Source organism: Peribacillus sp. P4_C12, assembly GCF_056402095.1.
In genome coordinates this window covers 1-20,282 of sequence record NZ_JBFUIB010000011.1, presented here as the reverse complement: position 1 = coordinate 20,282, position 20,282 = coordinate 1, and the positions used below count along the sequence as shown (strand labels likewise).

Sequence of the window (20,282 nt, the reverse complement as noted above, 5' to 3'; positions counted from 1 at the left end):
TGCATGTCTTTCTTTGGGAAGATAATAGAGAATATAAAAATCCATTCAAGGCCTGCCAAATCATAGGTAGGTTTTTTTGTTTAGAATGAAACGTATCACATGTGATGGTAAAAAGGAAGATGGAAATTACCATTAGTACAAATGAATTGAAAAAAAAATCAGAGTTTATAATATGGGGGGCGATGTATACTGTTGTGATAAAGCGTTGTAATTAAGATAGTAAAAGATCAACAAAGATAGACTTTAGAGAAGAAGCAGGAACCCATTAAGGGTACCTGCTTCAATTCAATTCTAGGAGCAGTGTGACGAGATAATGGTGGGAGTATGCCGATGTTTTCGTAAAATCCTAATCAGCGACAGGCAATCTCCCATACTTAAAGAGAGCCATTTTTATGTGGAAACGGTATAATAAATTGGCAGAAGTAGACATTAAAATGGACTGCACTTGATTTTAATGGCGTGTATATAACTGAATGATGAGAGAAGGAACCATTATACAAAAAGACAAAAGAAGAAAAGGAGAAACTATGACAAAAAGTAATGAAACAGGATGGAATTTAGACAATAGTTATTCCCGTCTTCCGGAAAAATTTTTCACCAGTACCAACCCGACTCCAGTAAGTTCACCGGAGTTGATCATTCTCAATGAACAGTTGGCAGCATCCCTTGGTTTGGACGTTCAGGCATTGCAAAGTGAAGATGGCGTAGCGGTGTTTGCTGGAAACCGAATTCCAGAAGGTGCTTCGCCTCTTGCTCAAGCATACGCGGGACATCAATTCGGGCATTTTAACATGTTAGGGGACGGTCGGGCGGTGCTGCTGGGCGAGCATGTCTTGCCCCAAGGTGTGAGGGTCGATATTCAGCTGAAGGGTCCAGGAAGAACTCCATACTCCCGCGGGGGTGATGGCCGGGCTGCACTTGGACCGATGCTACGTGAATACATCATCAGCGAAGCGATGCATGGACTAGGCATTCCTACCACCCGAAGTCTGGCAGTGGTGACAACAGGTGAATCGATAATCCGCGAAACCAGGCTGCCTGGGGCCATCATGACCCGTGTGGCTGCCAGTCATCTGCGCGTCGGAACCTTTCAATTCGCTGCAAAATGGGGCACGGTCGAAGAACTCAGGACCCTTACCGACTATACAATACAGCGCCATTATCCAGACGTTGAAGCAGATGAGAACCGCTATCTTTCGCTATTTCAGGAAGTGATCAAGCGCCAGGCTGAGCTTATTGCACAATGGCAGCTGGTCGGCTTCATTCATGGGGTAATGAATACTGATAACATGACGATTAGCGGAGAAACCATCGACTATGGTCCTTGCGCCTTCATGGATGCGTATGATCCGACAACGGTTTTCAGTTCCATTGATACCCAAGGCCGCTATGCTTATGGCAATCAGCCCTATATTGCCGGGTGGAATCTTGCACGATTTGCTGAAGCATTATTGCCGCTGTTGCATGATGATCAGGAGCAGGCTGTTAAACTGGCCCAGGATAAGATTTCTGTTTTTAATGAGTTGTATCAATCTAATTGGCTAGCGGGAATGAGAGCAAAACTGGGGCTATTTAACGAAGAGTCACAGGATGAAGCGCTTATTGATGACCTCCTCAATATGATGAAGAAGCATGGTGCCGACTATACCAATACCTTCCGTACATTAACTTTTGATACACCGAAGGACACTGTCCTATTTGGGACACCGGAATTCGCTCAGTGGCATGAGCTCTGGCAGGCGAGACTAGGCAGGCAGAAGGAATCGAAAGCATCCTCGAATCAGTTGATGCAAAACAGCAATCCTGCGGTTATCCCACGAAACCACCGGGTAGAAGAGGCACTGGAAGCAGCAGTGGAAAAAGGAGACTACAGCGTGATGGAACGGCTTTTAGATGTTCTTTCAAACCCTTACGCGCACTCCGCCGAACAGGCTGAATACTCCACACTGCCTGAGTCAACAACACCTTACCGGACCTTTTGCGGTACTTGATTATAGGATTAGAGAAGTCAATTTGTGAGGCTGAAAGACAAAAGAAGGATCCTAGAACATTCTCCTCATTAAGCGTGAATAAGGATGAAATGGATTTTGGATTAAAAACCCGCTAGTGTTTGGAGATAATAAAGGAGCTCCCTTGATTGAAAGATGATCAGTTGTAAACGATTATCTTTCAATCGAGGGAGCCATTTTTCTGTACTACATGTCCATTAGTAAAATAGTTTTGTTTGAAGAATATCCATGGCACGCTCAATATCCTCTAAATCTTCTTTCGAAGCATTTTGCATTCGACTTTGGAAACGAGATTCTACGACTGCAAAGGCTTCGTTCATCATGGTTTCCCCCTCTTTCGAGAGACGAATATATTGTTTTCGTCGATCTTCAGTATCACTTAATTTTTCGATTAAATTCTTTTCGCTTAATTTTTTCAGCTCACGACTCGTGTTTGGCATTGATATATGCTGACAGTCACTGATTTCACTTGGAGTGACAGGCTGACTGACAGTTATATATTCAAGAATGTTATATTGAACTGGCGTGATGGAATCAGATTTAGCATTTTGTGTTAATTCGTGTGTCACCTGATGAACAGAAGTTGTAAATGACACCCATTTATCAAAAAGAGCTTTTTTGTCCATAACTTTCACCTCTTACTGAGAAGATAACAAAAATATTATCATAATACAATTATCATTTGACAATAAAAATCTAAGAGTGTTATAGTTTTGTTATCAAATGATAAGTAAGTAGGGGGTACGTCATGAACATGCTAGTCATTTACACATATCCTAATCACAAAAGTTTAAGTTATGCGTTTTTACAAAAAATCATCAAAGGTAGTAATGAGAACCCTAACATAAAGGAGTTGCAGGTTTTAGATTTATATGAAGAGGGCTTTAATCCCCTCCTAGTGTTCAATGAGCATAAACGAAGGCGTGATATGCACCGTGATCCTCACCTTGAAAAATATAGAAATCAAATTACTTGGGCTGACAAGATTGTCTTTGTCTATCCAATCTGGTGGGGGAGACCTCCCGCAATGCTTATGGGATATATTGATCAATTATTTGCTGCAAATTTTGCCTACAGGGATAAGAAGGGACTTCTACCAGAAGGACTTTTAAAAGGAAAGTCAGTTGTATGTGTTTCCACTATGAAGGGACCTACAAAATATCCACTTCTCTGGTTGAATAATGCGCATAAAATATTGATGAAAAAAGCCTTATTTAATTTTGTGGGTATCAAAAAAGTGAAGTTTTTTGAATTTGGTAATATGGAAAGTTCAAATGGAAAACAAACAAAAAAACTAGATAAGGTATATCGGTATTTCAAAAAGGTGGAAAGCTAAGATAATCGTTTTCTTTACTTTTTACGAGATTAATAGAGAAACCCCATTCATGTACGGAACAGCGTAATGTACATGAATGGGGTTGGTAGTATTTAGACGTTCTTTAAATATTGCACCGAATCCGATAAATCTTACTTCGTAATTAGTTCAGTTTAGTTTTAAAAAATCTCCATTTAGTCTTAATGAACGTAAGAATCGTACAAATCACTATAATGGTAAATGAAGCTAACCCACTAAACCAAATGCTTTGAAAATCACTTACGTAAGGTTGAATAATGTATGAGGTAACTATAGCTAAGACGGCGCTTATTGGAATGAAATTCGCAACTTTCCCTTTACTAAATACTATTGCTAGAAATGGTGCTAGCAATGCTGAATATATATTTCCAGAATAAAATAAAAGCTCTAATAAGGTTGGAGAATTGAAGAGTGTAGCAACAAAAACCATTCCTCCAATCAAGATTGATAGAAGGTAGGCCATTCTTATTTTTTGCTGATCACTTTTTTTAGTTTGGAAAGGTTCTAAAATATTGGCTACAATTAAGCTTATTAATGAATGTAGACAGGCACCAAATGTGGAGGTGATTGCACTAAATGCACATAATATGAAAAGAATAAAAATGAAAGGTGTCGTAATCTTGTTAGCTAATCCAACTAAAATAGAATGTATATCAGTGAACCCACCTGTAAAGATAACCATAATAAAAAGAGATGAAAAGGATAATGGGAATGTAATCCATATAAGACCAGATAAGGAAAATGTTAAGGGGACTTTTTTTATTTCTATCATAAATAGACGATGCCATGATGTGAGGTCAAAGAAAAACTGACCGAATCCTACTAGAAGCCCTGCAAAAATAAAATTCCATAAATCATACTTATTGATTACTAGCATATATGGGTGATATAGACGGATCCCATCATAAACAGGTTGAATCCCTTCCTTGACGAAAAAGTATAATGGAATTAAGATAGCGGCGGCAAACATAGAAATGACTTGAAAAGATGCGACTCCGTGAATAAATTTTAACCCACCGAATCCAGCAAAAAGAACACAAAAACAGAAAAAGAAGAACAACCCTACATAAAGTGGCGTATCAAAAAGAAATTGACAAAGGGTAGACGCTGCCATTCCCTGAATGAATAAAGTGTGTAAACTAGTTAATACCAGAATCACTATCAATATCCAATATCCAAGGGGATGAAGTCTGGTTTTTAAATAGTCTCCCATAGTCAATCCCACAGGGAAATCCTGTCGAACTCTCCTCCCGATAAAACTGAACATAAATAGAGCAATCGCTCCCATTAAAGCATAGCCAATTCCTCCGAAAACTCCATACTTTACCATGGACTCAGGAGAGGATAATATCGTGGTTCCTGTCACCCAACGTGCCAGGAGGGAGATAATTCCTAAGCCCATCCCAATTTGAATTGGGCCTTGTACGTATTCTTGAAATGAACGAGGACGCAATGTTTATTTTCCTTTCTCACGGAACTCTTTTGGCGTTATTCCTTCTGTCTTACGGAATATAGTGCTGAAATAATGTTGACTATTAAAACCTGAGTTTTCAGCAACGTCTGATATGTTCCAACTCGTGTTATTGGTTAAAAATCGTTTAGCGGCTTGTATTCTATAATGTATTAAATATTCTGTAAAAGAAGCGCCGACTTCTTCGTGAAATTTCCTACTCAAATAGGTCGGGTTTGTATGTACTTCACGAGCAATGTCGGAAAGAGAGATTTTTTCAGCAAAATTGTCATGAATAAATGAAAGCGAATGATGAATTAGGCTTGAATAATCATGAGATGAGTCTTGTTTTTTATACTTAGATAGAACTTTATGCAAATCACTTTCAATTACAGGTTTCGTTAAATAATCAACCACTCCTATTCTTATGGATTGTTGGGCATAATCGAAACTTTGATGTGCTGTAACCATTATTATTTCTACTTCTTTGTTTACCGCCCTCAGGTCTTCACCAAATTCAAGACYGGATCGCCCAGGTAGATTAATATCTAAAAAAGCGAGGTTTATTTTGAAATTTTGGTTGATGGTAAGTGCTTGACAGGCATCAGCGGCTTTGTGAAACTTCCAAAAAGGGTATATAGACTGAATCATATATTCCATTTGTTCAAGTTCTAATGGTTCGTCATCAACTAATAAAACATTCATTCCGAAGCTCCCTCCTCAACTCTCTTATCATAAACCAGTGGCCAAACTACCTTTACCTTTGTTCCTGACTCATTAGAAGAAATAATTATTTGTGCACGGTTACTAAAGTACAAATCTAAACGTTTTTGGATATTGTCTAAGCCATGACCGACTTTCTCTGTAAAGGAAGTGGTTTTTACCATTAAACCATTATCTATTACTTCTAAATATATCGTCTGGGAATCCTGATAGAATCGGATACTAAGAAGTGCTTCTCCCACTTTTTTTTCTAAACCGTGTTTAAACGAATTCTCAACTAAAGTCTGCAGAATAAAGGGTGGAACTAGTGCTATTAATAATTGGTCGGGGCACTCCATATCTATCTTAAGCCGATCACCAAAGCGAAGACTTTGTATATCTAGATAATGCTGAGTATACTGAATTTCTTGAGCTAGGGGAATTAATGGTTCAGATGCTTTATACTTGAATTTTAAGAATTGCGAAAATGCCTCTAAGGCACGTATCAATTCTGTCGTTCTGTTTAAACGTGCCAAGCTTAAAATGACATTTAGTGTATTAAACAAAAAGTGAGGCTGAATTTGCTGGTTTAATTTATTATATTGGGCTTCTTGGAGTGCTTGTTCCAGCCGTATCTCTTTGTTTTTATTTTCAAGAAGATCAATTCTCTTCTCAAATACAAACAGAAATAAAAGAGCAATAGCTCCCATGATAGGAGCTAAAATAAAAAGCATGATTAGTAATGTAAATCCCTCGTAACTAAGCATTATGAACCTCTAATGATAATATTTTTATATAACTTTAATAATTCTGCTTATTAGTATCTTACTAAAGACTCCTTCGGAAATCTATTACAATTTATGACACGATGTGACAAGCGACTTGATGGTTTTGGGCAGAAATCTTTAATTCAGGTAACTGTGTTTTGCAGATATCTATAGCAAAAGGACACCGTGTATGAAAGCGGCAGCCGCTTGGAGGATCAATAGGTGAGGGGACATCACCCGTTAATAGAATTCGTTCTCTTTCTTGCACTGGATTTGGAACTGGGATAGCAGATAGTAATGCCCGTGTATATGGGTGCTGCGGCTGTTCAAAAATGGACTTTTTGTCAGCAATTTCGACTATCTTTCCTAGGTACATGACCATTACACGATCCGAGATATGTCTAACCACACCTAAATCATGTGAAATAAAAAGAAAGGTAAGATCGAATTGTCGTTGTAATGATTTTAATAAATTTAGTACTTGCGCTTGAATAGAGACATCAAGTGCAGATACAGCTTCGTCACAAATGATCAATTTTGGATCTACTGCAAGCGCCCGTGCAATACCGATTCTCTGCCGCTGGCCCCCGCTAAATTCGTGTGGGTATCTTTCCATGGATTCTGGTCTCAAGCCGACATGGCCTAATAATTCTTCAATTCTGCTCTTTCGGTTTTCTTTAGGCACTACATTTTGTATGGATAAGGCTTCTCCGAGAATTTGTCCTATAGTCTGTCTAGGATTAAGGGAGGCAAATGGATCCTGAAAAATAACTTGCAAATCCTTCCTTGTACTCCTCATTTCTTTTTTTCCTAAACTTAGTAAATCCTTATCCTGAAAGTGTATACTCCCACTTGTAGGTTCATCTAATCGAAGAATGGCCCGTCCAGTTGTGGATTTACCACAGCCAGATTCACCAACTATACTCAAGGTTTCTCCCTGATAGATATTAAAGCTAATGTCGTCAACAGCTTTTACATGATTAATAGTTCTCCCGAAAAACCCACCCTTAATTGGGAAATATTGTTTCAATTGATTTACTTTTAGAAGAACCTTTTTCTCTACAACTGGTAATACCATTATTAAACCCCTACTTTCTCTTGAGCGTCATATTCTTTCTCCCATTGGGGGGTAAACATCCAACAGCTGACCTGGGTACTTGGGCCGGTTGTTTGAAGATCCGGTACAGCCTGTTCACAAATTTTCTTCGCATGTGCACAACGGGGTGCAAAGCTGCAGCCTTTGGGCATATTGTATGGACTTGGAACAGTCCCGGGTATGGTAGTTAATTCTTCCTGGTCCATGTCGAGACGTGGTAGGGAGTTCAATAAACCAATCGTGTATGGATGTTTAGGATTTGTGAATATCTCTTTTGCCAGTGTGTATTCAACAATTTTCCCTGCGTACATGACAGCTACTCGGTCACATGTTTCATATACGACCCCTAAATCATGAGTAATCAAAATGACAGCCGTACCGAAATCCTTTTGCAGGGTTTTTATTAGCTCTAAAATTTGGGCTTGAATCGTCACATCAAGGGCTGTTGTAGGTTCATCCGCTATTAGTACCTCAGGGTGGCATGCAAGTGCCATTGCAATCATGACCCTTTGTCTCATTCCGCCGCTTAGTTCATGCGGCTCCTGTTTTGCCCTTTTTTCAGGAGAGGGGATTCCGACAAGCCGAAGCATGTCAACTGCTTTGTTCCAAGCTTCTTTTTTTCCTAGCTTTTGATGAAGTCTTATAGCTTCTGCAATTTGCTCACCCGCTGAATAAACGGGATTTAATGATGTCATTGGTTCCTGAAAAATCATAGAAATCTCATTACCACGTATGGATCTCATCTGTTTTTCGGTCTTTGTAAGTAGATCCTCACCTTTAAAAAGGATGCTGCCCCCGGTAATTTTTCCGGGAGGGGATTGGATTAACCTTAATAGTGATAAGGAAGTAATACTTTTACCACTCCCAGATTCCCCTACAATTCCAAGCGTTTCCCCTTTGTTTAGGGTGAAACTAATTCCATTAACTGCTTTACTCGTTCCTTCATCAGTAAAAAAGTAGGTCTGCAGATTTTTAACTTCCAGTATTTTTTCTTCAAACTGTTTCATCTTAGTACCTCCCTAATTTAAGTCTATTCGCTTGTTAAAGTATCGATAGAGGACATCTACAGCTAGATTCATAAATACAAAGATAACAGATGCAATAAGGACCCCGCCTTGTACCATTGGTAAATCTCTCGTTCTAATGGCATCAACTATTAACCTACCAAGTCCATTGATGGCAAATACGGACTCTGTTAATACGGTACCGCCAAGGAGCGCACCGAACTGAAGACCAACGACTGTAATAACAGGGATAAGCGCATTTTTTAGACCGTGCTTATATATAATGACATGCTCTTTTAATCCCTTGGCTTTTGCTGTACGAATATAGTCTTGACGAACAACTTCGAGCATACTTGACCTGGTCATTCTGGCTACAATTGCAGCTCCTCCCGCCCCGAGGGTAATAGCTGGGAGAATCATGTGATTAATAGTTCCCCAACCTGAAACAGGAAACCACTGAAGATTAACGGAAAAAAAGTAGATAAGCATCAGACCTAACCAAAAACTAGGTAAAGAGATTCCTAATAAAGCAACGATCATGATAGAAATGTCAGCTGCTGAGTATTGCTTAGTTGCTGAGATAATTCCCGCCACCATTCCAAGGACAACGGTTATAAAAATACTTGCAAGGGCAAGTTCTAGGGTGATTGGCAAGCGGACCAAAATCTCGTCCAAAACAGGGCGGCTACTACGAAGTGATTCTCCAAAATCACCTTGTACAGCATGGATTACATAGTCGAAGTACTGATAGAGGATTGGACGATCCAAGCCAAGCTGATGTCGAATCATTTCTATCGTTTCTTTAGTTGCTCCTTCACCTGCAAGCAGGGTTGCCGGGTCTCCGGGAACCATCTGCATGATGAGAAAAACCACAAGACTTACTCCTAGTAATACCGGTATGGTTTGCAAAATTCGCCGGACAATAAATACAAACATTTTCTCTCCTCCTTATTTTTTCATTCTTGGGTCTAGGGCATCTCTTAGTCCATCACCGAATACGTTGAATCCGAGTACAAGTGTCGATATGGCGATTCCTGGAAACAAAGCGATGTGAGGGGCACTGAACAAATAATCTCGTCCGCTGCTTAACATGGCTCCCCATTCTGGAGAAGGAGGCTGAGCTCCTAGCCCTAAAAATGACAAGCCGGCTGCTGATAGAATGGCTGTAGCTAAACGTAATGTAGCTTGAACGATGACAGGTGAAAGAATATTAGGGAAAATGTGTTTGAAAATAATCGTGAAGTCAGTGGCACCTAATGCACGAATGGCATCAATATATTCAAGCTTCCTGACTGAAAGTGTGGAACCCCGTACAATACGTGCAAACATAGGAATTGAAAAGACCCCAACTGCTACCATTACGTTAATTAAACTTGGCCCTAGAGCACTTATAATTGCAAGGGCAAGCAATATTCCTGGGAAAGCAAGTAGAACATCAACAATCCTCATAATGACGGTATCAATCCATTTTCCATAATAGCCTGCTGTTAATCCTAAGAGTATGCCAATAAACGCCCCGAAGAACACAGAGACAAATCCAACAGCTAATGAAAGACGGGTTCCATATAATAATCTGCTTAAAATATCTCTTCCCTTATCATCTGTTCCCATCCAATGATCTGTTGTGGGGGGCTGGAGTTTGTTGACTAAATCAATTTCATAGGGATCCTGTGGTGAAATTAAAGGTGCAAAAATGGCCAATAAAATATAAAAAAGTACGATGTAACCGCCTATCAATGCCAATTTATTTCTCTTAAACTTTTTATAAAAGGCTTTCCAGTGTTGTAGTTTTGAAGATTTTTTTTTGTTTACATTCAATTCGGTATTATTCATAACGACCTCTGGCTTCATGGCACTTCCTCCTTTTCTTTTATTAAATTTATTCAAAATAGGTATTGAAGTAAATATGATGCAGAAAAGCAGTAAAGATAATAAAAAAATGAGTAAAGATTCTGAAAATATAAAATTTTGTTTTTTTTTATAATTTGATTATRCCCAATGTACTATAGTTAAAAGTTACTTGGAAAACAAAGGGAAGTATGAAAGGGAGGAAAAATAATGAGAAAAGGCATGGTTGGATTACTATTTGCATCGTTATTAGGTATCTCATCGGTTTTATCTGGATGTACATCAGATCAAACAAGCAGCAAGAAACCAGAAAGAGAAGCGAAAGAAGGGGGAACACTAGTCGTCGCCCGGCTATCTGACGCGACTACCCTAGACCCTCATTTCATTACAGATATTCCTTCAGCAAATGTTGTATATGAAAAGGTTTATGAAACATTGGTCGTTCCCGACAAAAACATGGAACCACAACCTCTGCTCGCAAAAGAATGGAAACAGCTCGATGATGTAACGTGGGAGTTTAAACTGCGTGAAGGAGTGAAATTCCATGATGGAGCACCATTCAATGCTGAAGCGGTAAAAACTAATTTTGACAGATTACTAGATCCAAAAACATCCTCTCCTCAGGCGGGTAAATTGGAAATGATCAAAGAAATCAAAGTAGTTGATGAAACGACTGTACAATTTAAACTGAAATACCCTTATGCTCCCCTATTATCCATATTAGTAAGTAATGAAGGTAGCATTTTAAGTCCAAAAGCCATTACAGAAAATAGTGACAAGCTAGGCCAAAATCCTGTTGGAACAGGACCATTTGTTTTTAAATCTTGGAAGTCAGGAGAAGAGATTGCACTATCAAAAAATAAGGACTATTGGGGAGATAAACCTAAGATTGATGGGGTAGTATTCAAGGTTGTTCCTGAAGATGCTACGAGAATTGCGATGGTTGAAACAGGTGAAGCACATGTGACTGATCAAGTACCCGTGACTGAGATTGATAGGATTGAAGCATCAGACACGATGGATTTATATCGCACAGATGGACTTGCTGTTGAATACCTAAGCTTTAATGTTAAGAATAAGCCATTCGATGATGTACGTGTTCGTAAAGCGGTCGCGCATGCGATTGAGGTTGACTCTATTATTAAAGGCGTTTATAACGATGTTGGTACGAAGGCAAATTCCACAATGAGCCCGAAGGTTTTTGGCTATGATCCAGATATAAAAGGATACGACTATGATATAAATGAATCGAAAAAGCTGTTGAAGGAAGCCGGAATTAAGGATGGCTTGGAGATTACATTAACAACGAGTGATCGTAAGGAAAGAATAAATATGGCAGAGGTAATTCAATCCCAGTTAAAAGGAATTGGAATTAAGGTCAAAATTCAAGTTCTTGAATATGGGGCTTATATTGACGCGACTGCTAAAGGTGAACATCAGGTTTCAATAGGTGGTTGGGGCAATGCTACGGGAGATGGAGATTATAATCAATTCAATCTTTTTGATAGCAAATCCCAAGGTGCTGCTGGAAATAGTTCATTCTACAGTAATCCTGAAGTGGATAAATTGATTGAAACAGCACGTAAAGAATCAGATGGAGATAAACGTAAGGAACTATATTCGAAAGCACAAGAAATTGAAAGAGAAGAAGTACCATATGTTCCAATCCGTAACTATGAACATCTAGCCGTTTATGGAGAAACTGTTAAAGGACTTTGGCTGAATCCAGCAAATTATTTAATGCTTGATGACATAACTGTGCAGTAGAGAATTTATCAAAAAGGGCAGACAGCATACGGCCGTTATGCTGTCTTCTCAATTAGGAGGGGAAATATGATTGATTTGCTGCTCATTCATGGGACTGTGATAACCATGGATCAAAATAGACGAATTCTTCAAGATGGTGCCATCGCCATAAACCAAGGAAGAATTTTAGACGTTGATTTAACAGAAAAACTGAAATTGAAGTATGAGGCAAAAAAAGTTATTGATTGTAGCCATCAATGTATATTGCCTGGATTAATAGATGTTCATGGTCATGGTGGACATTCTATGTTTAAAACAATTGCTATGGAGAATATTGATTTTTGGATGCCTATTATGACAAACACGTATAAACATTTTGTAACAGATGACTTTTGGTACTACGAAGGAAAACTCTCCTCTCTAGAGAGATTAAAGGCTGGCGTGACAACAGGTGTAAGTGTTTTAGGCTCCATGCCACGATCCGATGATCCAATTTTCGCAATAAATCATGCGAAAGCGTACGCTGAAGTAGGTGTTAGAGAGGTTGTCTGCACGGGTCCTTGCAACCCTCCATGGCCTCATTCATTCAGCCGATGGATTGACGGAAAAAGAATTGTAAAGGAAGTTTCCTATGAAGAAGTATTAATGGGGGCAGAAGCTGTAATTGAAGCGTTGAATCATGCAAATGAAGACCGCACGAGAGCCTTTATTACACCATTTGTCATTGTTACGTCCGTTGATCCCTCCAATCCCACATCTCCTGACAGGCTTTATGGGTTAAATAATCATGATCTTTATCAAGCGAAAAAAATTAGAGAAATTGCCAGGAAATATGACACAAGGATACACTCTGATGCCTTTGGTGGGATGATTCATTTAGCGATACAGGATAAGGAAAATGCCTTGTTGGGTCCCGATGTCCATTTACAGCATTGTCGCGGTATTTCCTTTGATGAGGCAAGGATACTTGCAGAAACAGGTACTAATGTTAGTGCATCTCCTGGATTTGGGCAGGTTCATGCACGTACCCCCATAACTGAATTATTAGAAATGGGTGCAACTGTAGCAATCTCTACAGATGGGACTTCCCCTTCTACTAGTTTTGATATGTTTCAGGCAATGAGAAAAACACAGTTCGTTCACCAAGCAGCACTTAGAGACTATTATTATTTACCCCCTGGCAAGCTATTAGAAATGATTACGATAGATGCAGCGAAATGCATTGGCTGGGATGATGAAATAGGCTCCCTCGAGATTGGGAAAAAAGCGGATGTCATCACAGTCAATCTGCATCAGCCGCATCTGACTCCAGAATTCATGCATGTTCATAGACTTGTATTTCAAGCAGTGGCGAATGATGTGGAGCATGTCATTGTCGACGGCAAATTAATTATGGAAGGGCGAAATGTACGAACAGTTCATGAAAGTACAGTACTAAATGAGGCAAATGAAGAGGCGTTTTTAACGATAAAACGTGCTGGACTCGAAAAATATATGCAGCCGACGAAATATTTCTGGGGACATGCCCGTGCATATGTAGATGAAAAGAGATATGACGAAAGAGAAAACACTGCTGCTATGTGGAAAGGAGAATAAGATGAAAATCAAACTTAAAGGAAGATACGTAATTGGTTATGATGGGTGCGACCATGTCATTTTGGAAAATGCGGAGATTGTTTATGAAAAAGACACGATTGTGTATGTTGGAAAAAATTATACTGAAGAAGTAGATGAGGTGATAGACGCTGGTAATGCTATCATTAGTCCTGGGTTTATAGATTTAAATGCATTAGGGGACATTGACCATGATATTTTACATTTAGAAGCTGGTTCTAATAGACAGAAAAACCTTCTCTGGTCAGAGCAATATATAGAAAGGGGACATCATGAATTAATGACCGAGGAAGAAGAGTCCTTTAAATCTTTATATGCTTATTCACAGCTCATTCTTCATGGGGTAACAACAGCCATGCCTATAACTTCTGTTTTTTATAAAGGCTGGGCTGAAACCTATGAAGAATTAGCATCTGCAGCGAAACATGCGGCTAGCTTAGGGTTAAGAATTTACCTAGGGCCCAGTTATCAATCCGGGATTAGAGTCGTCCAGCCTGATGGAAATATAAAACTGCACTGGGATGAAAAAGCGGGGGAAGCTGGATTACAGAGAGCTGTAGAGTTTGTAGAAAAATTTGATGGAGCCTTTGAAGGATTGGTTAGAGGGATGCTTGCCCCAGAACGTATCGAGTCTCAAACTGAAGATAATTTGCTTCAGACAAAATATTACAGTGAAAAATTAGGGGTTCCCATAAAGCTTCATGCTGCACAAGGAAGTTTTGAGTTCAACACCATATTGGAAGAACATGGTGTAACACCTATTAGGTATTTGTACGATCTTGGTTTTCTGGGTCCAAGAACAGGGATACCGCATGCCCATTTTGTGTCAGGATATAGTGAAGCGAGATACGGCAAGGGTGATGACTTAGCGCTTCTAAAAGAAACAAATACAACAGTGATTCATTGCCCTCTAATTATCGGGAGGCATGGTTCAGCTTTAGAATCCTTTGTAAAATATAAAAGGTCAGGAATAAATATAGCGCTTGGAACGGATACCTTCCCTCCAGATATGTTTCAGAATGTTAGGACAGGGAGCATGCTCTCACGGCTGGTGGAAAAAGAGGTTGAAGGCTCTACGTATGCCGATCTCTTTCGGTCAGCCACTCTTGGTGCGGCTGCTTTCCTTGGGAGGAACGACCTCGGCCGTATTGCTGTAGGTGCAAAAGCAGATATTATTGCGATTGACTTAGACAGTTTTCATATGGGTGTAATAGATGATCCTATTCGAACCATGTTCGTTAGTGGATCTGGAAGAGACGTTAAATTATCTATCATTAATGGCAGGATAGTCATGGAAAATCAAAATATTCCTAATCTTGATATGGAAGTAATCAAAGACAAGGGACAAAAATATTTTAACAAGATGAGAAGAGGATATATGGAAAGAGATTATCAGCAGCTTTCAGAGAAGGAATTGTTTCAGCCGTCGTTTAAGGTTGTAGAATCGATAGATCATACAGAAGCATGAACATTATTTTATTAAAAACAAGTAAAGAAAATGAAAAATATAGTAAAGATTTTCAAAATAAATTTTCTGAATATTTCCTATAATTAGATAAATGGTCACGGAAACAAAATAAAAGCAGGAGGTCGAAGTCCATGGGGTTAAAACGAGGTATAAGGAATTTTTTTCTGGTCATAATTGTGGCTATCGTAATTACTGGCTGTTCTTCTAATCATGACGTAAGCACAAAAGCAAGTGATCCGAACAAAGCATCAAAGGAAGGTGGAACCTTAGTTATTGCTCGTTTATCAGATGCTGAGAATTTGGATCAGCAATTTATGTCCACGATTAATGCCGCTAGTGTTACTCACCATAAAATCTATGAAGGGCTTGTGCAACGAGATAAAAATAGTGAGATACAGCCTATGCTAGCAGAAAAATGGAACCAGATAAATGACACAACCTGGGAATTTAAGCTTAGACATGATGTGAAGTTTCATGATGGCACACCATTTAATGCGGATGCAGTAAAAAAGACGTTTGACAGACTATTAGATCCGAATGTTGCTTCTCCTAGAGCCGTAGTATTCGATATGGTTAAAGAAGTGAAACCAGTTGATGAATATACCGTGCAATTCATTCTAAAGGAACCTTTTTCCCCACTGCTTTCTATCTTAGCGAATCATGAAGGAGGGATTATAAGTCCAAAAACTATTGAAAAGTATGGAAAAAAAATTATCCAAGAACCGAATGGAACCGGTCCTTTTGTTTTCGATTCATGGTCACCAGGCCAAGAAATTACATTGATGAAAAACAAAAATTATTGGGGAGACAAGCCAAAGGTAGACAAAGTTATCTTCAAGGTTGTCCCAGAAGACTCTACAAGAATATCTATGATAGAAACGGGAGAAGCGCATATTGCAGAACCTCTTCCTGTAGCTGTCATGGACCAGGTAGAATCCTCAGCGGCTATGGATGTTTACCGCAATGAAGGGTATGGTACCGAATATATAGGATTTAATGTCAATAAAGAACCGTTTAATGATGTCCGTGTCCGTAAAGCTATAGCCCATGCCATTGAAATGGATTCCATTATTAAGGGTGTCTTTAATAATGTGGGTGTAAAGGCAAATTCCTTAATGGGATCTAAGGTATTCGGGTACGACGCTGATCTAAAAACCTATGATTACAATCTTAAAGAAGCCAAGAAATTGATGGCTGATGCTGGTTATTCTAAAGGTCTTGATGCAACTATTCTAACAATGGATAGTAAAGAAAGAGTTAATTTGGCAGAAGTACTTCAATCCCAGTTAAAAGGTATCGGGATTCATTTGAAGGTTCAGGTCATGGAGTACGGTTCGTTCGTTGAACAAGTAAATAAAGGGCAATCGGAAATGTTTATAATCAGTTGGAGAAATGCAACGGGAGATGCTGATTATAATCAATATAATCTTTTTCATACGGATTCACAGGGCGCGGCTGGAAATACCTTCTTTTACAGCAATCCAAAGGTTGATAATTTAATAGATGCTGCCCGTAAAGAAAAAGAGGAGGAAAAACGCAAAGATCTATACGCAGAGGCACAAGAGATTGAGCTGAGTGATACCCCATATATTCCTGTAAGGGTCATTGAAAATGTTGCCGCAGTCTCGAAAGAAGTAAAAGGGTTTTCAATCAGTCCTTCAGGCTATCTAGAGATTAATGACATAACATTAAAGTGATAATAATATATGAAGAAAGAGTTCATCCAGTCCAGGATGAACTTTTTCGTTGGAGATGAAAAAGTAAAAATAACATAAAAATGAGTAAAAATCCTGAATTTATAAAATGTCCTTTAGAATTATAATGAAATAGATGCATGTTCAATCTGGAGTGGAAGGGTGAGTTTAATGTCACAATCGTATTGGTTAACGAATGTACGTTTGGAAAATGGATTTACTTATAATGAAAATGAAACGATTACTGGTACCGCAACCGGAAATTACCACGTTAGGATTGAAAGCGGAAAAATTTCTTCTATTATTTTAGCAGAGGAATCTATAACAGATCAAAACCCACAATATGATGTTCGTGGCCTTCTGATGGTCCCTTCGTTTAAAGAAATGCATATTCATATTGATAAAACGTACTATGGTGGTCCTTGGAAGGCTTGTATGCCAGCAATTAATGGTGTGAAAACCCGGATAGAAGAAGAACAGGTATTACTTCCTAAATTATTACCTACTGCCAAAGAAAGAGCAGAAAAAATGTTGGATTTATTATTGGACTTCGGATCTACTCATATACGCACCCATTGTAATGTAGACCCCGTTATAGGCTTGAAAAATTTAGAGGCTACATTACAAGCGCTAGAAGGATATAAAGATAAATTAACTCATGAAATAGTCGCATTTCCACAGCATGGACTATTACGCAGCAACTCCGTAGGGCTAATTAGGGAGGCCATGAAGAATGGGGCGAATCTTGTAGGGGGAGTGGACCCTGCCTCCATTGATGAAAATATAGAACGGTCTCTTGAAACAATCATGGATATTGCCGTTGAATCGAATTCCGATATTGATGTTCATTTACATGATCCAGATCAACTTGGACTCTTTACTATGCAACGCCTTGCTTCCATAACGGAAGACGCAGGATGGCAAGGAAGAGTAACTGTGAGCCACGCCAGCGGCTTGGCCGATCTTTCAGTTCCAGAAGCAACGAGTATAGCCGAAAGATTTTCGGAATTAGGAATATCCATTACATCGACAGTGCCTATTTTCAGAACGATCCCAATCCCTCTGTTACATGAAAAAGGCGTAAAAGTTGAATTGGGTAATGATAGCATTACTGATCATTGGACACCTTTTGGTATCGGGGACAATCTTGAAAAGGTCGGTCGCCTTGCAGAGAGATTTCGCATGATTGACGAAAGATCTTTAGCTAGTAGCCTACAATTCATTACAGGAGGAAAGACTCCATTAAACCAAGAAGGAGTCAAGACATGGCCTAATATTGGGGATGAAGCGAATATAGTTCTGGTTGAAGCCAGCTGTTCAGCAGAAGCGGTGGCTAGAAGGTCAAAACGTGCCGCTGTCATCTTTAGAGGGAATGTTGTAAGTGGATCTATTTCATCTTTTGAGACGACAGGTGTCTAATCTTCTATTAAAGAGAGTGATTTAATGTATAAAGCGTACTGGCTTACTAACGTTACACTTGATAGCGGATATGTATTTGAGAATGAAAGAATTGATGGAACAAAGACTGCCCTATACAATATCTTTATAAATGACGGGATCATTAAGGAAATTCAATTGGCTAATGTTCCTTTGCAAACTCATTTACCAGTTCAAGACGCAAGAAATTTACTTGCTCTTCCTGCTTTTAAAGAAATGCATAACCATCTTGACAAGACCTACTTAGGACTGCCATGGAAATCATGCACTCCGGTTCCGAATTTAATGGAGCGCTTAAACTTAGAAGCGGTGGAGCTCGCTGAACTCGCTGAAACAGGACAACACCGAGCTGAGCAGATGCTTCATCTTCTGTTAAAAGGTGGCGCCACACATGTCAGAACTCATGTTAATATTGACCCATACATTGGTTTGAAGAATTTAGAAGAAATTCAGAAAGCACTAGAGAGTTTTAAAGGGAAAATGACACACGAGATAGTGGCTTTTCCCCAACATGGACTGCTAAGAACAAATTCAACTGCATTAATGAGACAGGCGATGAAAGAAGGAGCGTCCTTAGTGGGAGGCTTAGATCCTGGTGGAGTAGATAATAATATAGAGGCTTCACTATATGAAATGGTGGATTTAGCTGTTGAGTTTGATGCAGATATTGATATCCATATACATGATCCAGGTCATCTTGGATTTTATACAATCAAGAAACTGGCTTCTTTAATCGAAGAAGCAGGGTGGAAAAACAGAGTGGCTGTTAGTCATGCATTTGCAATTGGGGATGTCCCAATTGAAGAATCAAATGATCTGGCTAGTATTTTATCAAACTTAGGAATAGCCATCATGTCTACTGTTCCGATAAACCGGGTAATTCCCCCCATTGATTTACTTCATGAAAAGGGTGTACACGTAGCTCTTGGATGTGATGGTTTTTATGACTCCTGGTCTCCATTCGGTACAGGAGATATGCTTGAAAAGGCAGGTAGATTAGCTGAGAGGTACAACTGGAAGGATGAGTATGCACTGACTCAATCCCTCCAATTCATTACGGGCGGGGTTAAGACACTAGACGATGAAGGAAATCGTTTATGGCCGAATGTTGGAGATGATGCAAGTATGGTATTAGTAGATGCATCATGCTCTGCCGAGGCAGTTGCTAGAAGATCAAGGCGTGCTGCGGTTATCGTCAATGGAAATTTGGTTTACGGTGGACTCAACTGTGAATCTGCTTTGAAGGCAAATTGAATGTCTATTACAAGAAGGGATGAATGGCATGAATACAATCTTTTGGTTAAAGAATGCACGTTTAGAATGTGGTTACCAAAAAGAGAATGAAAGAGTTACAGGCACAATAACTGGGCTATTTCATCTGTTAATAGAGGATGGGAGGATCACGAAGATTGTCAAAGATGGGGAGCCCATTTCTAATGATGTACCGGTGGAAGATGCAAAAGGATTGCTAGTGCTTCCTTCCTTTATTGAAAAGCATGTACATCTTGATAAGACCCTGATGGGGGATGTATGGAGAGCATGTACCCCTTCTTCAAGTGTCACTGAACGCTTCGAAAATGAAAAAAAAGTGCTTCCTACTATTGCAGCCAGCACACGTAATCGTGCTGAATCTTTACTGGAAATACTTTTAGCTTCTGGCTCTACTCATGTACGGACTCATGTTGATATTTACCCAGAAGTAAGATTGCAAAACCTAGAGCAAGTGCAACAGGCGCTAGAAACCTATTCTAATAGACTCAGTTCAGAAATAGTCGCATTTGCGCAGCACGGATTGTTGCGATCAGGTTCTACAAAGCTTGTCAGAGAGGCATTGCGAAATGGAGCAGGAATAGTAGGGGCAGTCGACCCAGCCACAATCGATAACAATATTGAAGCCTCATTAGTACAATTAATAGATTTAGCAGTGGAAGCAAATGCTGATGTTGATCTGCATTTACATGACCCTGGTCACCTGGGAACGTTTACTATGAAACGGCTAGCGGCTCTTACTAAGGAAGCGGGCTGGGAAGGCAGAGTAGCTGTAAGCCATGCATTCGGTATAGGAGATGTTTCGAAAGAAGAAGCCTATGAGC

17 protein-coding genes are annotated in these 20,282 nt (G+C 39.4%); 9 read left to right on the top strand and 8 right to left on the bottom strand.

The genetic code is table 11. The features are described from left to right. Window positions 1-527: 527 nt before the first annotated feature. The gene (locus AC1DUW_RS04570) at window positions 528-1,991 is read left to right on the top strand and encodes a protein adenylyltransferase SelO (RefSeq protein ID WP_477642067.1); all 1,464 of its coding nucleotides are present in this window, start codon (window positions 528-530) and stop codon (window positions 1,989-1,991) included. Window positions 1,992-2,206: 215 nt separating this feature from the next. Here AC1DUW_RS04570 and AC1DUW_RS04565 read toward each other — a convergent pair whose 3' ends face one another. Next, on the bottom strand, window positions 2,207-2,635 hold the full coding sequence (locus AC1DUW_RS04565; RefSeq protein WP_377429030.1) for a MarR family winged helix-turn-helix transcriptional regulator: 429 nt from the start codon (window positions 2,633-2,635) through the stop codon (window positions 2,207-2,209). A 122-nt stretch (window positions 2,636-2,757) separates the two neighbouring features. On the opposite strand from AC1DUW_RS04565, the gene AC1DUW_RS04560 reads away from it, so the two are divergent. Continuing rightward, window positions 2,758-3,345 carry an NAD(P)H-dependent oxidoreductase gene (locus tag AC1DUW_RS04560; protein ID WP_190270831.1) on the top strand — a complete coding sequence of 196 codons (588 nt, stop codon included), beginning with the start codon at window positions 2,758-2,760 and terminating at the stop codon, window positions 3,343-3,345. Between the two features lie 142 nt (window positions 3,346-3,487). Here the strand turns inward: AC1DUW_RS04560 and AC1DUW_RS04555 are convergent, their stop codons facing one another. The 7 genes from AC1DUW_RS04555 to nikC form a co-directional block, all read right to left on the bottom strand. Further along, window positions 3,488-4,816 carry an SLC5/6 family protein gene (locus AC1DUW_RS04555; protein WP_152952321.1) on the bottom strand — a complete coding sequence of 443 codons (1,329 nt, stop codon included), beginning with the start codon at window positions 4,814-4,816 and terminating at the stop codon, window positions 3,488-3,490. A 3-nt stretch (window positions 4,817-4,819) separates the two neighbouring features. Beyond that, window positions 4,820-5,518: a response regulator transcription factor gene (locus AC1DUW_RS04550; protein WP_477642060.1), complete on the bottom strand. Its 699-nt coding sequence runs from the start codon at window positions 5,516-5,518 to the stop codon at window positions 4,820-4,822. Continuing rightward, window positions 5,515-6,249 (bottom strand): sensor histidine kinase, encoded by a 735-nt coding sequence (locus AC1DUW_RS04545; RefSeq protein WP_477642059.1) that lies wholly within the window; start codon window positions 6,247-6,249, stop codon window positions 5,515-5,517. Before AC1DUW_RS04545 ends, AC1DUW_RS04550 begins: the two co-directional genes overlap by 4 nt. 124 nt (window positions 6,250-6,373) lie before the next feature. Continuing rightward, the gene (locus tag AC1DUW_RS04540) at window positions 6,374-7,360 is read right to left on the bottom strand and encodes an ABC transporter ATP-binding protein (RefSeq protein WP_477642058.1); all 987 of its coding nucleotides are present in this window, start codon (window positions 7,358-7,360) and stop codon (window positions 6,374-6,376) included. A 2-nt stretch (window positions 7,361-7,362) separates the two neighbouring features. Then, entirely contained in the window at window positions 7,363-8,385 is a 1,023-nt protein-coding gene (locus tag AC1DUW_RS04535; RefSeq protein WP_053347727.1) for an ABC transporter ATP-binding protein, read from the bottom strand. Window positions 8,386-8,397: 12 nt separating this feature from the next. Next, the gene (gene nikB / locus AC1DUW_RS04530; protein WP_053347726.1) at window positions 8,398-9,318 is read right to left on the bottom strand and encodes a nickel ABC transporter permease; all 921 of its coding nucleotides are present in this window, start codon (window positions 9,316-9,318) and stop codon (window positions 8,398-8,400) included. A 12-nt stretch (window positions 9,319-9,330) separates the two neighbouring features. After that, window positions 9,331-10,215 carry a nickel transporter permease gene (gene nikC / locus AC1DUW_RS04525; protein WP_477642066.1) on the bottom strand — a complete coding sequence of 295 codons (885 nt, stop codon included), beginning with the start codon at window positions 10,213-10,215 and terminating at the stop codon, window positions 9,331-9,333. 225 nt (window positions 10,216-10,440) lie between these two features. Between nikC and AC1DUW_RS04520 the strand changes: the two genes are divergently transcribed. From AC1DUW_RS04520 to AC1DUW_RS04490, 7 genes are all read left to right on the top strand, one after another. After that, complete coding sequence (locus AC1DUW_RS04520; protein ID WP_053347724.1) at window positions 10,441-11,997, top strand: glutathione ABC transporter substrate-binding protein; 1,557 nt, start codon at window positions 10,441-10,443, stop codon at window positions 11,995-11,997. A gap of 66 nt (window positions 11,998-12,063) precedes the next feature. Further along, window positions 12,064-13,572, top strand: coding sequence for an amidohydrolase family protein (locus AC1DUW_RS04515; RefSeq protein WP_477642057.1), 1,509 nt, complete (start codon window positions 12,064-12,066; stop codon window positions 13,570-13,572). Window position 13,573: 1 nt separating this feature from the next. After that, the gene (locus AC1DUW_RS04510) at window positions 13,574-15,058 is read left to right on the top strand and encodes an amidohydrolase family protein (protein WP_477642056.1); all 1,485 of its coding nucleotides are present in this window, start codon (window positions 13,574-13,576) and stop codon (window positions 15,056-15,058) included. 131 nt (window positions 15,059-15,189) lie between these two features. Further along, window positions 15,190-16,755, top strand: a complete 1,566-nt coding sequence (locus tag AC1DUW_RS04505) for a glutathione ABC transporter substrate-binding protein (protein ID WP_056520103.1) — start codon at window positions 15,190-15,192, stop codon at window positions 16,753-16,755. Window positions 16,756-16,923: 168 nt separating this feature from the next. Next, window positions 16,924-18,171 (top strand): amidohydrolase family protein, encoded by a 1,248-nt coding sequence (locus AC1DUW_RS04500; RefSeq protein WP_477642055.1) that lies wholly within the window; start codon window positions 16,924-16,926, stop codon window positions 18,169-18,171. 24 nt (window positions 18,172-18,195) lie between these two features. After that, window positions 18,196-19,443: an amidohydrolase family protein gene (locus AC1DUW_RS04495; RefSeq protein ID WP_098176032.1), complete on the top strand. Its 1,248-nt coding sequence runs from the start codon at window positions 18,196-18,198 to the stop codon at window positions 19,441-19,443. A gap of 28 nt (window positions 19,444-19,471) precedes the next feature. Next, on the top strand, window positions 19,472-20,282 hold an 811-nt coding region (locus tag AC1DUW_RS04490), incomplete at its 3' end, for an amidohydrolase family protein (RefSeq protein WP_477642054.1).

Coding starts and splice junctions, on each gene's coding strand:
- AC1DUW_RS04540 (WP_477642058.1), bottom strand. CDS start 7,360: ATGGTATTACCAGTTGTAGAGAAAAAGGTTCTTCTAAAAGTAAATCAA.
- nikC (WP_477642066.1), bottom strand. CDS start 10,215: ATGAATAATACCGAATTGAATGTAAACAAAAAAAAATCTTCAAAACTA.
- AC1DUW_RS04545 (WP_477642059.1), bottom strand. CDS start 6,249: ATGCTTTTTATTTTAGCTCCTATCATGGGAGCTATTGCTCTTTTATTT.
- AC1DUW_RS04535 (WP_053347727.1), bottom strand. CDS start 8,385: ATGAAACAGTTTGAAGAAAAAATACTGGAAGTTAAAAATCTGCAGACC.
- AC1DUW_RS04570 (WP_477642067.1), top strand. CDS start 528: ATGACAAAAAGTAATGAAACAGGATGGAATTTAGACAATAGTTATTCC.
- AC1DUW_RS04500 (WP_477642055.1), top strand. CDS start 16,924: ATGTCACAATCGTATTGGTTAACGAATGTACGTTTGGAAAATGGATTT.
- AC1DUW_RS04495 (WP_098176032.1), top strand. CDS start 18,196: ATGTATAAAGCGTACTGGCTTACTAACGTTACACTTGATAGCGGATAT.
- AC1DUW_RS04515 (WP_477642057.1), top strand. CDS start 12,064: ATGATTGATTTGCTGCTCATTCATGGGACTGTGATAACCATGGATCAA.
- nikB (WP_053347726.1), bottom strand. CDS start 9,318: ATGTTTGTATTTATTGTCCGGCGAATTTTGCAAACCATACCGGTATTA.
- AC1DUW_RS04505 (WP_056520103.1), top strand. CDS start 15,190: ATGGGGTTAAAACGAGGTATAAGGAATTTTTTTCTGGTCATAATTGTG.
- AC1DUW_RS04510 (WP_477642056.1), top strand. CDS start 13,574: ATGAAAATCAAACTTAAAGGAAGATACGTAATTGGTTATGATGGGTGC.
- AC1DUW_RS04560 (WP_190270831.1), top strand. CDS start 2,758: ATGAACATGCTAGTCATTTACACATATCCTAATCACAAAAGTTTAAGT.
- AC1DUW_RS04565 (WP_377429030.1), bottom strand. CDS start 2,635: ATGGACAAAAAAGCTCTTTTTGATAAATGGGTGTCATTTACAACTTCT.
- AC1DUW_RS04520 (WP_053347724.1), top strand. CDS start 10,441: ATGAGAAAAGGCATGGTTGGATTACTATTTGCATCGTTATTAGGTATC.